This window comes from Mesorhizobium sp. BR1-1-13, assembly GCF_020165515.1.
In the GTDB taxonomy this organism is placed as follows: Bacteria; Pseudomonadota; Alphaproteobacteria; order Rhizobiales; family Rhizobiaceae; genus Mesorhizobium.
On record NZ_JAIUIH010000001.1, the window covers coordinates 780,922 to 795,942 of the forward strand.

Sequence of the window (15,021 nt, forward strand, 5' to 3'; positions counted from 1 at the left end):
GAGACAGACCGGACTACCTCAGCCATCACACCCCCGCTCCATCGCCAGCCGCCTTACCAGCGCCAGCACCCCATCGATCGTCGGCGTCGGCTTCTTCACCAGTCGCCCTAGTTCCTGCACCGCGCCCACCAGCGCGTCTATTTCCATCGGACGGCCCGTTCCATTGGCGAAGCCATCGATGAAAGCGCCTTTCTCACGTCACTATACGGGGAGAAATGCCCGGCAGGGCAATGAGGGGCGGCGCCGACGCTTGCTGTGGCAACTGCAGCCAAATCCGGGCCGCGACGGTTGTCCCGATCCCATCAATACCCAAGCGCCATTCCGTCCTTGCGTGGATCCGACGCCCCCGTCAGCGTTCCCTTTTCCCAGTCGATCAGCACCGCCTGGCCGCCGCCGAGCGGGTGGTGCGGCTGGGTGATGCGATGGCCGCGGCGGCGCAGACCCTCGATCGCATCAGCGGAAACGCCGCGTTCGGCCTCCACCATGCCGTCGACGTGGAACACCCTTGGCGCGTCCAGCGCCTGCTGCGGGTCCATGCCGAAGTCGAGCATGTTGGTCAACAGATGGACATGGCCGAAGGGCTGGTAGCCGCCGCCCATCACGCCGAACGGCATCACCACGCGGCCGTTGCTGGTCGCCATGCCGGGCATGATCGTGTGCATCGGCCGCTTGCCGGGCGCGATCGCGTTCGGATGCGCCGGGTCGAGGCGGAAGCTCGAGCCGCGGTTCTGCAGCACCACGCCGGTCTTAGGGCCGACGACGCCGCTGCCGAAGGAATAATAGGTCGAGTTGATGAAGGAGACCGCGTTGCGGTCGCGGTCGACGATCGAGATATAGACCGTGTCACTGCCCGGCAGCTGCACATCCGGCAGGTGGGTCATGGCGCGCTCGCGATCGATCTCGGCGCGCAGCCGCTCGGCATAGGCGGCCGACAGAAGCTCTTTTACCGGCACCGGCACATGGTCCTGGTCGCCAAGGAAACGGTCGCGGTCGCGGTAGGCCAACCGCCCCGCTTCGATCTCCAAGTGCAGGCGCTCGGCGCCGTTGGGGTCGAGGCCGCCGAGCTTGAACCCCGACAGCATATTCAGCATCAGGAGCGCCGTCAGCCCCTGGTTGTTCGGCGGCATCTGGTGGATCTCGTGGCCGCCATAGGAGACGCTGACCGGTGCTACATAATCGCCCTTGGTCGAAGCGAAATCCTCAAGCGAATGCAGCCCGCCCAATGCCCTGAGCCGGCTCACAATGTCGTCGGCGACGGCGCCTTCATAGAACCCGGCGCGGCCATGCCTGGCAATGATGCGTAAGGTGGCGGCAAGCTCCGGCTGCCGGTGCACGTCGCCGGCCCTCGGCGCCTCGCCGCCCGGCAGGAAAATGCGCGCGGCGTGCTCGTCCGCCGACAGGTCGGTCTCCGGTTCGGCCCAGTCGAAGGCGACGCGGTCATGCACGACATAGCCATTCTCGGCATAGTGGATCGCCGGCGCCAGCACCTCTGCGATGTCCTTGCTGCCATGGTCTTCCAGCAGCCTGCACCAGGCGTCGATCGCGCCGGGCACGGTCACGGCATGCGGGCCCTGTTTGGGAAGTTCGCTGAAACCCTTGCCGCGATACCAGTCCACGGTCGCCTTGGCGGGCGCCCGGCCGGAGCCATTGAAGGCCAGCACGTTTCCCTGCCCCGCGGGGCAATAGAGGACAAAGCAGTCGCCGCCTATGCCGGTTGACTGTGGTTCAACCACGCCCTGCACGGCGGCGGCGCAGACAGCGGCGTCCATGGCATTGCCGCCGGCGCGCAGCATGTCGATGGCTGCAAGCGTCGAAAGCGGATGCGAGGTCGCGGCGATCGCTTCGGTGGCACGGACAGGCGAGCGGCCGGGAAACTGGAAATCGCGCATTCTGTCTGGATATCCCCTGGTCATTTTGAAGCCAATTGGTCCGGTGAAATCAATGCCTGCGGCCGAAGATCTGCGCCACCGATAACAGCACGACGGACAGCACAATCAGGCAGGTCGAGATGGCGGCAATCGTCGGGTCGATCTGGTCGCGCAGCGCGTTGAACATGCGGCGCGTCAAGGTCGTCGTTTCGCCGCCCGATATGAACAGCGAAACCACCACCTCGTCGAAGGAAGTGATGAAGGCGAACAGCGCGCCCGAGACCATCGAGAAACGGATTTGCGGCATGGTGACTTGCCAGAAGGCGGCTACGCGCCCCGCGCCCAGGCTGCGCGCCACGCGCTCCTGGTTCATGTCGTAGGAGCGCAGGCCCGAAAGCACCGTCAGCACCACCAGCGGCAGCGCCTGCACCGTATGCGCGATGACCAGGCCGGTCAGCGTGTTGTTCAGCCCGATACGCGCATAGAGGAAGAAGGTGCCGATGCCGATCAGGATCACCGGCACGATCAGCGACGCGGTCATCAGCGCGTTGATGCTGCCGTTGAAGCGAAGCGTGCCGCGGTTGATGGCATAGGCGGCGGCCGTGCCGAGCGGCGTCGCCACCAGCGCTGTCATAACGGCCACCTTGACTGAGACGATCGTCGCGTCGCGCCACTCCAGCGACTGGAAGTAGGTCTGGTACCAGCGCAGCGACCATTGCTGGGGCGGAAACTGCAGCAGCGTCGAATCCGAAAACGACATGATGACGATGATGACCGACGGCGCGATCAGGAACAGCAGCACGAGGCCGCCCAGCGCATAGAGCCAAAGACGTTGCCGGTGCGAGATCGGCAGGCCGACATCTCCACTCATCGCGAACTCCACACACCTGTGGCGCGCGCGCCGAGCAGCCACTGGAACAGGCCGAGCAGCGCCAGCGTTACCACGAGCAGCACGACGCCCAGCGCCGCGCCGGCGCCCCAGTTGGAATAGAGGCTGGTGGTCTGTTCCATGCGCATCGCCCACATGACGACCTTGCCGCCGCCCATCAGCGCCGGGGTGACGAAAAAGCCGAGACACAGCACGAAGACGATGACCACGCCCGAGGCGAGGCCGGGCAGCGACAGCGGAAAGAAGATCTGGCGGAAGGTGGCGACCGGGCCGGCGCCCAGGTTCATCCCGGCGCGCAGGCAGTCGGTGTCGATGGTCTTCATCGAGGCGTAGAGCGGCAGCACCAGGAACGGCAGCAATATATGCGTCATGCCGATGACGACGCCGGAAAAATTGTTGGCCAGCGGCAGCGGCTGGCTGATGACGCCGAGGTCGATCAGCCAGCTGTTGATCAGCCCCTTGCGCTGCAGGATCACCAGCCAGGCATAGGTGCGCACCAGCACCGATGTCCAGAACGGCAGGATGACGAAGATCAGGCAGATCGACGCCGCGCGGCGCGGCAGTTGCGACAGCATATAGGCCAAGGGATAGCCCAGCAGCACGCAGGCGGCGGTGACGATGAAGGCGACCTTGAAGGTAGTGAGGAAGGTCTTGATGTAGGAGGCCTGCTCGAAGAAGCGCGCATAATTGGCGGCGCTCAAGACGCCGGCCTCGTCGAACAGCGACAGCCAGAACAGCCAGCCGATCGGCACGATGATGATGGCAAAGACAAGGAACAGGCTTGGCGACAGCAGCGCCAGCAGCCGAAACTGCTCGCGCCGCGCATCGGCGCGCAACGCATGCGCGTTAAGGTCCTGGGCCATGGCGCCAATTGTCTCGTCCATCGCGGCGGTTTGCACGCTCATCAGTCCGCCGCCACCAGGATCGTATCCTGCGCATCGAGGCCAAGCGCGATCGGCTGCCCGGCGGCCGGCAACCTGGCCAGCACGTTGCTGCGGCAATAGTCGCGCAATGTCAGCTGCCTGCCGTCGCGCAGCACGGCGTAGCAGACGAAGCTGTCGCCCTGATAAATGACGTCACTGAGCGTCGCGCTGAGCACGTTGACGCCCTTGGCCGGCTCTGCATTTGCCAGTAGCCGCAGCTTTTCCGGCCGCACCACCATCAGCTGCTGGCCCGATGCCGGCGCCGGCGCCGCGGTGTGGATTTGCCTGTCCTCGTACCAGACCGAACCGCTGCGGTATTCGACGGGAATGAAACTTGATTCCCCGATGAAGCCGGCGACGAACCGGGTGCGCGGCGCGGCGTAGAGGGTTTCGGGCTTGTCGAGCTGCTCGATGCGCCCGGCATTCATGACGGCGATACGGTCCGACATGGTGATGGCCTCGCGCTGGTCGTGCGTGACATAGACAGTCGTCATGCCAAGCCGCCGGTGCAGGGCGCGCAGTTCGATCTGCATGTGTTCGCGCAGGCCCTTGTCTAGCGCCGACAGCGGCTCGTCCATCAGGACGATGCGCGGCTCGAACACGATGGCGCGCGCCAGCGCCACGCGCTGGCGCTGGCCGCCGGAGAGCTGGTCGACACGCCGTTCGCCGAGGCCCTGCAACTTAACCAGCTCCAGCGCCTTCTCGACGCGCTCGGCCGTCTCGGCGGCAGGGATGCGGCGCTGCTTCAGCGGAAAGGCGATGTTGTGGAAGACGTTCATATGCGGGAACAGGGCATAGTTCTGGAACACCATGCCGATATTGCGCCTGTGCGGCGGCGTGGTGATGATCTCCTCGTCGCCGACCTTGATTGAGCCGGCATTGGCCCTGACGAACCCCGCCAGGATCATCAGCAGCGTCGTCTTTCCCGAACCCGAAGGGCCGAGCAGCGTCAGGAATTCGCCGGCCGCGACGTCGAGGTTGAGGTCGCGCAGCACCGATACGGAGCCAAATCGTTTCTCGATCGCGCGCATGCCGATCGGCAGCGCGGATAGCGCAATGGACAAGATTGTTTTCTCCTGGGCAGAGACTCCAAGAAGCAGGGCCACTCTCGGGCGGCCCCGCAATGTCAGGGTTTCCGGTCTATTGCTGGATCAGATTGTTGAACTTTTCCGTCGCCTCGACGAGGTTGTCGCGCCAGAACTCGGCGTCCTGCAGCACCTGCTTCTTGACGTTCTCAGGCGACGAGTTGATGTCCTTGATCCGCTCCGGCGGGATCTTCCCGGTCTCGAACGCCTTCTCGTTGACCGGTCCGTTGTCGACATAAAGCGGCAGATTGGCCTGCAATTGCGGACTGACGAACATCGCCAGCGCCTTCATCGCGGCCTCCTTGTTCTTGGCGCCCTTGGGAATGACCATGCAGTCGGCGGTGAGCACGCCCTGGTCGAAGGAGAAGCTGACCGGCGCGCCTTCCTTCTTCAAGGTGCCGGCGCGGCCGTTCCAGATGCTCGCCATGTCGACCTCGCCGTCCTTCACCAGCTGCATGGCCTGCGCGCCGGAAGTCCACCAGGCATCGATATGGCCACGGATCTTGTCGACCGATTTCAGCGCGCCGTCTATATCGACAGGATAGACCTTGTCGATCGGAATGCCTTCGGCGAGGGCTGCAACGCTCAGCGTCTCCGTCGCCTGGCTGCTGCTCAGCGCGCGCCGTCCGGGAAACTTCTCCACATTCCAGAAATCGGCCCAGGTCTTGGGGCCGTTGTCACCGAACACGTCGGTCCGGTAAACGAGCACGACGGAAGTATAGGAGATGCCGACCCAGTCGTCATGGACGAGCTTGGGATTGATGCCGCTCTTGTCGATGAGGTTGTAGTCGAGCTTTTCGAAAAGCCCTTCCTTCGAGCCGCGCGCGCATTCGTCGGCGCCGAGCTCGGTGATGTCCCACTTCACCGCGTTGCCTGTCACCTGCAGGCGCACGTCGTCGAGGCCGTTGGTGGTGTCTTCCTTGATGGTGATGCCGAGCGCATCGGCGGTCGGCTTGAAGAAGGCCTTGGTCTGCGCCTCCTGATAGGTGCCGCCCCATGACGCGACGGTGATGGCGTCGCCTGCCACGGCGGGCGCCGTGACCGCTGCCATGAGGCCCGCTATGGCAACGACGCTAATGCCTTTGGTGCTTTTCATTTCGGTTCTCCAACCGGTGTTCCCATTGTTTTTGATTTCGCATGCGATTTTGTATACAATTTTGAGTGTAGCTTGGGGATCAGCGAAGTCAACACCGCTCGGCGGGGCCTGGGCCATCGGCCGGGGGCCGGGGAATGGCAAAACGCGCCGACTTTGAATACAGCTACGCGTGAAACACATAGACTTCCGGCACGGATCGGAGAACTGGATACGGACCTTGGCCAAGGAAACAAAAAACACGCTGCGCGACTCGGTCTATTCCGCGCTCAAGGCCATGATCGTGACCGGCCAGATCCCGCCGGGCGCGCGCGTCACCGAGAGCGACATTGCGGCAAAGCTGAATGTCAGCCGCACGCCCGTGCGCGAGGCCTTCAACCGCCTCGAGCGCGACGGGTTGGTCACCGGCCGGCCGCGGCAGGGCTACGCCGTCACCGAGTTTGACATCAACATGTTCCGCGAGGCCTTCGACATCCGCGAACTGCTCGACGGCCACGCCACCGAATTGGCGGCGGCGGCGGCCACCGAGAAAGACAAGGCGCGGCTGCGCGCCATGCTTGCCGAATGCGAGAGGCTGGCCGCCATTACGGACCGCACCACAAGGGAAAAGTTCCAGGAGCTTGAAGTCGGCATCGACCTGCACCGCGTCATCGCCGAAATCAGCGGCAACGCCATGCTGCACGGCATGCTGTGCGGCATCCTCGACAAGTGCCAGCACTATGTCTGGACGGAACTGCTCTGGCTCGACGAATGGAAGATCGCCCGCGACGAGCATGCCGAGATCGTCGAGGCGATCTGCGCCGGCGACGCCAAGCGCGCCGGCGCTCTGGCGCGCGCGCATGTGCGCGGCTCGCGCGAGAACGTGCTGCGCCTGCTGCAGGCCAAATCGGACTATCAGAGCTTTCTAGCCAAGGCGTCGTGAGCGGTTGGACTTGGCGCGAAGCAACGCGTTAGCGATCTCGACTGGGCAGCCATGGATATTGCGGGTGGCGATGCTACCATAGGCCGGACGAACCTCGACAAGGACACTCCAGGTGCTTCCCTCGACAGGGCTTGAGCGATTGAGCGCATTTTCGGATGGCGTGTTCGCCGTCCTTATCACCGTGCTCGTGCTTGACCTGCGCCCACCGGAGGTGCCGACCTTCACCGCGTTGCTGGCCTTGTGGCCGACATGGCTGAGCTACGGCGTGAGCTATCTCTTCATCGCCATCGTCTGGGCGAATCACCATCATCTCCTGCGCCACGCTACGGCGGCGACGACCAGCCTGATGTGGTACAATTTCGCGCACCTGTTCTCGGTGTCGCTGCTGCCGTTGGCAACCGCGTGGATGGCGGTCAGCGAACTGGCCCCGCAGCCGGTGGCGTTCTACGCGGTCGTCTTCTTCCTGGTGAACCTGACCTACATTCTCCTGATCCGGGAACTCATCGACCCTATGCCGGCCGTCGCCGTTCCGCTCAAGGCGCGCAAGGTCATGCGCATCCGCTCGATCGTGACGCTCTGCCTCTTCGGCTTGGCGGCGGTCGTCGCCCTGAAATACCCAATCGCCGGATTGGCGATCTGTTGCTGCTGCCTGACGGTCTATCTCCGGCCAGAAGCGCCGGGATCGCGTGCCGGCTGATTTCCGTTCCCTATGGCATTCCAGGCCCGTCCGACAATGAGCTTGCGCCGGCGGTCTCGCAGCCGGTCATGTCCCCCGGATCAGCCCTGTTCCAGCAAGCTCCGGAGGAAATGGATCATCGCGGCGTTGACCTCGTCCGGGCGTTCCTGCTGGGTCCAGTGCCCGCAGCCGGGCAGCATCAACATATCGCGGAGTTGCGGGACGAAATTTCCGAGATTGGCCAGCAGCTGATCCATTCCGGGGAAGGCGACCACCAGATCGCGGTCGCCCGCTATATAGAGGGCGGGAACCTTGACCCGCGCGCCGGCAAAGGGCGCCATCAGTTCCCAGTTCCGGTCGATGTTGCGGTACCAGTTGAGGCCTCCGGAAAAACCGGTGCGCTGGAACTCGCCGGCGTAGAAATCGAGGTCGCGTTGGCTGAGCCAGGGCGGCAGGCCCGGTGGCGCCTCGACGGCTTGCAGGAAGCCTCCGCCATGTGGAACCATGCCGATTCCACCCGCGCTCGTGTTCGGGGCATCCCCCGATGCTGCGTAAAGCATGGCCCGCACCGTGGTCCGGGGGTCCCGCTCCAACTCGGCCTCGGCAATGCCGGGTTGCTGGAAATAGAGCTGGTAGAATTGTGAGTCCGTCGTTCGCGGCATCAGGCTGGTTGGGCGCACCTTGGCGCGCGGCCGGAACGGCACGCTGAGGCCGATGACGGCTTGGAACCGGTCGGGGCGAAGCAGCGCCGCGTGCCAGGCGACGACGGCGCCCCAGTCGTGGCCGGCGATGATGGCGGTGGGCGCTTCGAGGGCGTCGAGGAGGCCCACCATGTCGCCGACCAGATGGAAGAGCGTATACTCTTCGACCGCCTCCGGCCGATCGCTCCTGCCATAGCCCCGCATGTCGGGGGCGACGGCGTGAAAGCCCGCCGCCGCGAGCGCGTCCAACTGATGGCGCCAGGAATACCAGGATTCGGGAAAGCCGTGGCACAAGAGCACCAAAGGGCCATCGCCCTGCTCCGCGACGTTGAGGCGGATGCCGTTGGTCTCGATCATTCGCCGTGTCTGCTCGCTCACGGTTGCTTCTCACGTTCGTGTGTCCGTCTCTGTTTAACGGCTGGCGGTGGACGCCGCAACGAGTGGGTTGAGCGAACCGAATGCCTGTCCTGGAGGTCACGCATCTTTTTGTCGCCGGTCTCAGGAGTGATCCTGCCCCAGCTTCAAACGCGATGAGCGCGCTGCCTATGGTCATCCGGCTGTCATATGTTCGGCACTACAAAGCCTTAGTTCTGGATTTATGGATGCATGGATAAAAAATCAGCCCTCCTCGCTTTGGCGGCACTCGGCCAGGATACAAGGCTCGAGGTCTGTCGCCTGCTTGTCCAGGCGGGCGCCGAGGGGACCCCCGCCGGCGAGATCGCTTCCCGCCTCGACATCGTGCAGAACACGATGTCGGCGCACCTCAAGGTTCTTGACCATGCCGGCCTCGTCCGCGCCGAGCGCGACGGCCGCACAATCCGCTATGTTGCCGACATGACCGGATTCCGCGATCTGCTCGCCTATCTCATGGAAGACTGCTGCAATGGCGCGCCGGAACTCTGTCGGCCCGTGATCCAGGCGGTCACCTGCAAGTGTTGGAAGAGGCATCCGCCATGAGTGAGCCATGCAACGTTCTTCTCCTCTGCACGGGCAATGAATCGTGCCCGGTCAGCCGATGACCGCGCATTGGGGCGTGCCTGATCCGGCTGACGTGGAAGGCACCGTTGCCGAAAAGCACCTGGCCTTCGCCGAAGCCTAGCGCATGCTGAACAACCGCATTTCGGCCTTATCAGTCTTCCGATGAACATGGTCGACAAGCTTGCCCTGCAGAAGCGGCTGAATGAAATGGGCCGCAACCTTCCGAAAGCCGGCTGAGCAAGGAAAGTATCATGACCGATCATGCTTTGAGCGCGGGCGACGGCATTGGTTTCGTCGAGAAATACCTGACTGTGTGGGTGGCGCTGTGCGTCGTCGCCGGCATCGCGCTCGGCCATCTCATGCCAGGCGTCTTCCACGCCGTCGGCGAGGCCGAGATTGCCAAGGTCAACCTGCCGGTCGCGGCACTGATCTGGCTGATGATCGTGCCGATGCTGGTCAAGATAGACTTCGCCGCGCTCGGCCGCGTGAAGGAGCATTGGCGCGGAATCGGTGTGACGCTTTTCGTCAACTGGGCGGTGAAGCCGTTCTCGATGGTGGCGCTCGGCTGGCTGTTCATAGGGTATCTCTTCCGGCCTTATCTGCCGGCCGACCAGATCGACAGCTATATCGCCGGCCTTATCATCTTGGCGGCCGCGCCCTCCACAGCGATGGTCTTCGTGTGGTCGAACCTGACGAAAGGCGAACCGCATTTCACGCTGAGCCAGGTCGCGCTTAACGACACCATCATGATCTTCGCCTTCGCGCCGATCGTCGGCTTGCTGCTCGGCCTGTCGGCCATCACCGTACCCTGGAATACGCTCGTCCTCTCCGTCGCACTCTACATCGTCGTGCCGGTCATCGGCGCCCAACTCCTGCGTCGGCGGCTGCTCGCCGCAGGCCGCGAAGCCGCCTTGAAGCGATTTCTGGAACGACTTCAGCCGCTCTCGCTCATGGCCTTGCTTGCCACGCTCGTGCTGCTGTTCGGATTCCAGGGCGTGCAGATCCTGGCGCAGCCGCTGATCATCGCGCTGCTGGCCGTGCCGATCCTGATCCAGGTCTATTTCAATTCGGGGCTCGCTTACCTGCTCAACCGCATCTCCGGCGAACAGCACTGCGTCGCTGGCCCCTCGGCCCTGATCGGCGCCTCGAACTTCTTCGAGCTGGCGGTCGCCGCCGCCATCAGCCTGTTCGGCTTCCAGTCGGGGGCGGCGCTCGCTACCGTCGTCGGCGTGCTGATCGAAGTGCCGGTCATGCTCTCCGTGATCCGGATCGTGAACCGCTCCAAAGGCTGGTACGAGGGCGGCTACGCAGTGTCCCGTGTTGCTGAAAACAACAATGCTCGACCTTGATCGAAAAATTGCAAAATTAGCCGTTGGCCCTCAGCCGGCCGGGCGGCCCTCTGGTTGATTGCCCTGCAAGAAAAGCTCGGGATTGCAGCTCGACGCTCTCCCATTAATTGCGCGGGTTATCGGTCCGCTTGACAGTCTGCCTACTAGAAGGTAGACAATCCATATGAGCAACTTTTCAACGACGTCTGACGAGATTCTGGCCTCGGCACAAAAGCTGATCATCGCCGGCGGCTATAATGGATTCAGCTACGCAGACATCGCGGCCGTGGTCGGCATACGCAAGGCCAGCATCCACCACCACTTCCCCAGCAAGGTCGATCTGGTGCGTACGCTTGTGTCGCGTTACCGCGAGAACGCCGAAGCCGGCATGGCCGATCTCGAGCGCAGCGTGCCTGAACCGCTCGAACTCGTTCAGGCCTACGCGGGTTATTGGGCCAGATGCATCGAGGATGCGAGCATCCCGTTCTGCGTATGTGCGCTGCTGGCAAGCGAACTTCCAGCGCTTCCGAACGAGGTCGCCTCGGAGGTACGGGCGTATTTTCAGTTTCTCTCGGCGTGGCTGACGTCGGTCATCGAACGCGGCGAACAGCAAGGCTCCCTGAAAATCTCTGGTCCGGCGCGGGTGGAGGCAGAGGCGCTTATGGCCACTGTTCATGGCGCGATGCTATCGGCTCGGGCATACGGAAAGCCTGGCGTCTTCGCAACAATTCTCGACCCGACCCTGCGGAGGCTGAAGCCCGAATGATATCAGTGCCGGGCGGCTAAGCGACGGGTCACCCCGACAAGAGCATCGATAAATGCGCCGCGATAAACTACCAACTAGTAGGTAAAGGAATTCCCTATGTTTCACAAACTCCTCTCGGCTCTCTTGGTCGTCGGTATCCCGGCGACCTTCGCCATCACGGCGCCCGCTCAGGCTCAAAGCCGGAAGGCCGAGCAGATCCACATCAGGGGCAGCGTGGTGAGCTTCAGCGCTTCGACGCTGAAGGTCAACACGCGGGAAGGCGAGACTGTTGACGTTACCCTGGCTGATGGCTGGAAGATCTCCGCCGTCGCTACTGCGAAGGTGGCCGATATCAAGCCAGGCGACTTCGTCGGAATTGCCTCGCTGCCGAAGGACAAGGGCGGTGACGGCGCTCTGGAAGTCCTGATCTTCCCGCCCGCGCTGAAAGGCGCAGGTGAGGGAAGCTACGGGTGGGATCTGAAGCCTGACAGCAGCATGACCAACGCAACAGTCGCCGATGCCGTCAAGGACGTCGACGGGCGCACCGTGACCGTGTCCTACCAAGGCAAGGAAAAGAAGATCGCGATCCCGGATGGCACCCCCGTCGTGACCCTCTCTCCGGCAACTCAGGATGATCTGGTCCCGGGTGCCGTCGTCTTCATAGCAGGCGAGAAGGCCGCAAGCGAAACGATCGGTCATCAGGTCGTCGTTGGCAAAAATGGCGTGGTCCCGCCCATGTGAGCCAGGTCGCCGCTGGTTCGCAGGCTGTCGGCCATCACGGCGGCGCTGGCGAAAGATACGCTGAGCGGTTCGGCGCGGACGAACGCGACAGTGAAGGCCGCTCGTCCGAAATGCCGGCAGCATTTCCCATGTACCGGGAGCGGGGCATTTGCCGGCGGCTGTGGCCTGCACCCGGCGCCGGCTCTCGGAGGAAAGCGGGCGGACAGTGAAGGAGGGTGAAACAGCCCTCTTTGACAAGCCCCTCGGCCACCTGTGGTGGCCGAGGTCATCAGACACACATTGAACCATACCTGAAGGATATCCAATGAGACGCGATCGCGGTGAAGTTGCTTCAAATGACCAGGACAAGTGGCTCAAGCTGTATTACCTCGCCCGTGCGGCCTTTTCCGTCGTCTGGGTCGTGGCCACTTTGACGGTCGGCCGGCAGTCGGCGTCCATCGCGGCTGTCTTGCTTGTTGCCTATCCTGCCTGGGATGCAGCCGCCAATTATGTCGATGCTTCCCGCAACGGCGGGCTTGCCGCCAATCGTACGCAAGCATTCAACGTTGCAACCAGTTCGGTGGTCGCCCTTGCAGTCATCCTGGCGGCGATGAACATGAATTGGGTTCTCGGCGTTTTCGGCGCGTGGGCAATCTTCTCCGGTCTGCTGCAGCTTGGAACCGCAATCCGGCGCTGGAAAACCGCCGGAGGCCAATGGGCCATGATCTTGAGCGGAGGCCAATCGACTGTCGCCGGCGCATTCTTCATCGCGCAAGCGCAGATGTCCGCACCGCCCTCGATCGCCAACATCGCAGGCTACGCCGGCTTCGGCGCCTTCTATTTCCTCGTCTCAGCCCTTTGGCTGACCGTCTCGCAGTCGCGGCGCCGGAAAGTGGCATCGGTTCAGGCATGATCCACATTGTCGGTCTACTGCGCATCCGATCGTGGTCCGGCGATCGACCTGTTGTCTTGATCAGCAGATGAACCGCAGCGCATCGGGTCCGGCCAGGCCAGTACAACTCGGCTCGAAGTGGCGGGATCGAGCAGTCGGCGTATGAGAGGAACAGACGGGATCGTATCGGCCACGGCCGCGTTCATCCGCAGGAGGGCACAACCTGCCGTTTTATCTGACGGCGCAAGAGGCCGAATCCATGCTTATCCAACCGATCGACTATTTTCTGGTCGCCTGGTTCGTGCTCGCCCTGGCCTCGACGCTCTATGTCGGCATTGACCAGTACCGCAACAATCCCGAGCCGGTGGTGATGAAATGGGGCTTCATCCTGGTGACGCTCTATATGGGCCCGCTCGGGCTGCTGCTTTACGTGCTCGCCGACAAGGAGCCGCGCCCGGGCGAGCACGAGACCTTCACCAGTCCGCTCTGGAAACAGGGCGCCGGCTCGACCATCCACTGCGTCGCCGGCGATGCGACGGGCATCATCCTTGCCGCGGTCGTCACCGCCACGCTCGGCCTGCCGATGTGGCTCGATCTCATCGTCGAATATCTCGCCGGCTTCGCGTTCGGCCTTTTTATCTTCCAGTCGCTGTTCATGAAATCGATGATGGGCGGCAGCTATTGGGAAAACGTGCGCAAGAGCTTCCTGCCCGAGTTCATTTCGATGAACTTCATGATGGCCGGCATGGCGCCGGTCATGAGTTTTCTGATGATGGGCCGCGACATGCGCGCCATGGAGCCGACCGAGCTGCTGTTCTGGGGCGTGATGTCGCTCGGCGTCATCGCCGGTTTCGCGCTTGCCTACCCCGCCAATGTCTGGCTGGTTGCGCGCGGGTTGAAGCACGGCCTGATGACCGAGCGTCCGCCGGAGGGCGGGAAAGACAATCAGGAGCCCGCTGCCAGGAGGCAGCATGCGCAGACGCAAATGCGGCAGGCCGGTGGCCATGGTCATCGCGAGCATGGCCACGACACGGGTTCCCACAAAGGCAGCGGCGGCCATCAGACGCGGTCGGACGCGACCACGCCGCAGATCGCCGCGCTCGGCGTGGTGTCGCTGATTGCGCTTGGTATTGGCGTGGCTGCTCCGGCGAACTGGCTGAACCTCAGGCTTTCGGCCCGCGACGTCGGCGGGGTGATCATGCCACAGGGCATGATCATGGACCGCGACACCCCGGCCGACGCCATGCGCGACATGGCGGCGGCCGATCCGCGCCTGGTCACCGCTTCATACGACCTCGCCACCAAGGGCGACCAGGATCTGCCGTTCCGAATGGAGAACGGCGTGAAGGTGTTCGAGCTGAGGCCCTCGGTGATCCGCTGGCAGATCCTGCCGGGCGTCGCGGTCGATGCTTATGCCTATAACGGCCAGATTCCCGGTCCGCGCATCCACATCCGGCAGGGTGACCGCATCAGGGTCAACGTGACAAACGATCTGCCTGAGGAAACGACCGTGCACTGGCATGGCCTGATCCTGCCCAACCAGATGGACGGGCCGGCCGAGATCACGCAGGCGCCGATCAAGCCGGGGCAGACCTATTCCTACGAATTCACGGCCACCCAGCACGGCACCTATTTCTACCATCCGCACGCCAAGCCCGACCGCACCCAGGCACTCGGCCTCTACGGCGCGCTGATCATCGATCCGGCCAACCCCGCCGATGAGGTCGCCGCCGACCATGACTACGTCATCGAGTTGCAGGAATGGCTGGTGCGGGAGGGCCTGACCTATCCCTCGATGCCGATGGACGGCGGCATGCCGAACTTCTTCACCATCAACGGCAAGGCCTATCCCTCCACCGAGACGATCCGCATGAAGGTCGGCGAGACCCTGAAGGTCCGCTTCATCGGCACCAACAACGGCTTCATCCATCCGATGCACATTCATGGCGGGCCGTTCGAGGTCGTCGCGCGCGACGGCGAGACCATTCCCCCTTCGGCCCGCTTACTCGCCGACACGATCAATGTCGGTCCGGGCCAGCGCTATGATGTCGTCTGGACGGCGCGGCGACCCGGAAAATGGCTCATCCACTGCCACATTCCCCACCACACGACGAACAACAATGCCGAGGAAAAGGGTGGCGGCGGGCTGATGGTGGTCATCGACGTCAGCTGACGCGGGAATTGGCGCTGTTGCGACATCA

At 63.4% G+C, this 15,021-nt stretch carries 14 protein-coding genes and 2 pseudogenes; 9 read left to right on the top strand and 7 right to left on the bottom strand.

Annotated features, from left to right (window positions below; genetic code table 11):
* Window positions 1-18: 18 nt before the first annotated feature.
* From LB533_RS03825 to LB533_RS03850, 6 genes and pseudogenes are all read right to left on the bottom strand, one after another.
* Window positions 19-156: pseudogene (locus LB533_RS03825) on the bottom strand (ketopantoate reductase C-terminal domain-containing protein); the annotation flags it as partial.
* Between the two features lie 146 nt (window positions 157-302).
* Entirely contained in the window at window positions 303-1,889 is a 1,587-nt protein-coding gene (gene ggt / locus LB533_RS03830) for a gamma-glutamyltransferase (RefSeq protein ID WP_224676705.1), read from the bottom strand.
* A 49-nt stretch (window positions 1,890-1,938) separates the two neighbouring features.
* Window positions 1,939-2,739, bottom strand: a complete 801-nt coding sequence (locus tag LB533_RS03835) for an ABC transporter permease (protein WP_224676706.1) — start codon at window positions 2,737-2,739, stop codon at window positions 1,939-1,941.
* On the bottom strand, window positions 2,736-3,662 hold the full coding sequence (locus LB533_RS03840; protein ID WP_224676707.1) for an ABC transporter permease: 927 nt from the start codon (window positions 3,660-3,662) through the stop codon (window positions 2,736-2,738). Before LB533_RS03840 ends, LB533_RS03835 begins: the two co-directional genes overlap by 4 nt.
* Window positions 3,662-4,744 (bottom strand): ABC transporter ATP-binding protein, encoded by a 1,083-nt coding sequence (locus LB533_RS03845; protein WP_140639341.1) that lies wholly within the window; start codon window positions 4,742-4,744, stop codon window positions 3,662-3,664. The genes LB533_RS03840 and LB533_RS03845 overlap by 1 nt, the downstream gene beginning before the upstream one ends.
* A gap of 76 nt (window positions 4,745-4,820) precedes the next feature.
* Complete coding sequence (locus LB533_RS03850) at window positions 4,821-5,861, bottom strand: ABC transporter substrate-binding protein (protein ID WP_140639340.1); 1,041 nt, start codon at window positions 5,859-5,861, stop codon at window positions 4,821-4,823.
* Window positions 5,862-6,078: 217 nt separating this feature from the next.
* Here LB533_RS03850 and LB533_RS03855 point away from each other — a divergent pair, with 217 nt between their 5' ends.
* Window positions 6,079-6,780 (top strand): GntR family transcriptional regulator, encoded by a 702-nt coding sequence (locus LB533_RS03855; RefSeq protein ID WP_181169338.1) that lies wholly within the window; start codon window positions 6,079-6,081, stop codon window positions 6,778-6,780.
* A 139-nt stretch (window positions 6,781-6,919) separates the two neighbouring features.
* A complete protein-coding gene (locus LB533_RS03860; protein ID WP_246674431.1) occupies window positions 6,920-7,477 on the top strand; it encodes a TMEM175 family protein in 558 nt (185 codons plus the stop codon).
* A gap of 80 nt (window positions 7,478-7,557) precedes the next feature.
* Here the strand turns inward: LB533_RS03860 and LB533_RS03865 are convergent, their stop codons facing one another.
* Complete coding sequence (locus LB533_RS03865; RefSeq protein ID WP_263487256.1) at window positions 7,558-8,514, bottom strand: alpha/beta fold hydrolase; 957 nt, start codon at window positions 8,512-8,514, stop codon at window positions 7,558-7,560.
* Between the two features lie 249 nt (window positions 8,515-8,763).
* On the opposite strand from LB533_RS03865, the gene LB533_RS03870 reads away from it, so the two are divergent.
* The 7 genes and pseudogenes from LB533_RS03870 to LB533_RS03900 all read left to right on the top strand — a co-directional run bounded on the left by LB533_RS03870 (window position 8,764) and on the right by LB533_RS03900 (window position 14,993).
* Complete coding sequence (locus LB533_RS03870) at window positions 8,764-9,114, top strand: ArsR/SmtB family transcription factor (RefSeq protein WP_140639337.1); 351 nt, start codon at window positions 8,764-8,766, stop codon at window positions 9,112-9,114.
* A 46-nt stretch (window positions 9,115-9,160) separates the two neighbouring features.
* A pseudogene (locus LB533_RS03875) lies at window positions 9,161-9,372 on the top strand (arsenate reductase ArsC); the annotation flags it as partial.
* A 14-nt stretch (window positions 9,373-9,386) separates the two neighbouring features.
* On the top strand, window positions 9,387-10,484 hold the full coding sequence (arsB, locus tag LB533_RS03880; RefSeq protein WP_140639336.1) for an ACR3 family arsenite efflux transporter: 1,098 nt from the start codon (window positions 9,387-9,389) through the stop codon (window positions 10,482-10,484).
* 163 nt (window positions 10,485-10,647) lie between these two features.
* On the top strand, window positions 10,648-11,229 hold the full coding sequence (locus tag LB533_RS03885; protein ID WP_140639335.1) for a TetR/AcrR family transcriptional regulator: 582 nt from the start codon (window positions 10,648-10,650) through the stop codon (window positions 11,227-11,229).
* Window positions 11,230-11,325: 96 nt separating this feature from the next.
* Window positions 11,326-11,949 carry a hypothetical protein gene (locus LB533_RS03890; protein ID WP_140639334.1) on the top strand — a complete coding sequence of 208 codons (624 nt, stop codon included), beginning with the start codon at window positions 11,326-11,328 and terminating at the stop codon, window positions 11,947-11,949.
* Between the two features lie 304 nt (window positions 11,950-12,253).
* The gene (locus tag LB533_RS03895) at window positions 12,254-12,841 is read left to right on the top strand and encodes a DUF308 domain-containing protein (RefSeq protein ID WP_140639333.1); all 588 of its coding nucleotides are present in this window, start codon (window positions 12,254-12,256) and stop codon (window positions 12,839-12,841) included.
* A 238-nt stretch (window positions 12,842-13,079) separates the two neighbouring features.
* Window positions 13,080-14,993, top strand: a complete 1,914-nt coding sequence (locus LB533_RS03900; protein WP_224556386.1) for a DUF4396 domain-containing protein — start codon at window positions 13,080-13,082, stop codon at window positions 14,991-14,993.
* Window positions 14,994-15,021: the final 28 nt, after the last annotated feature.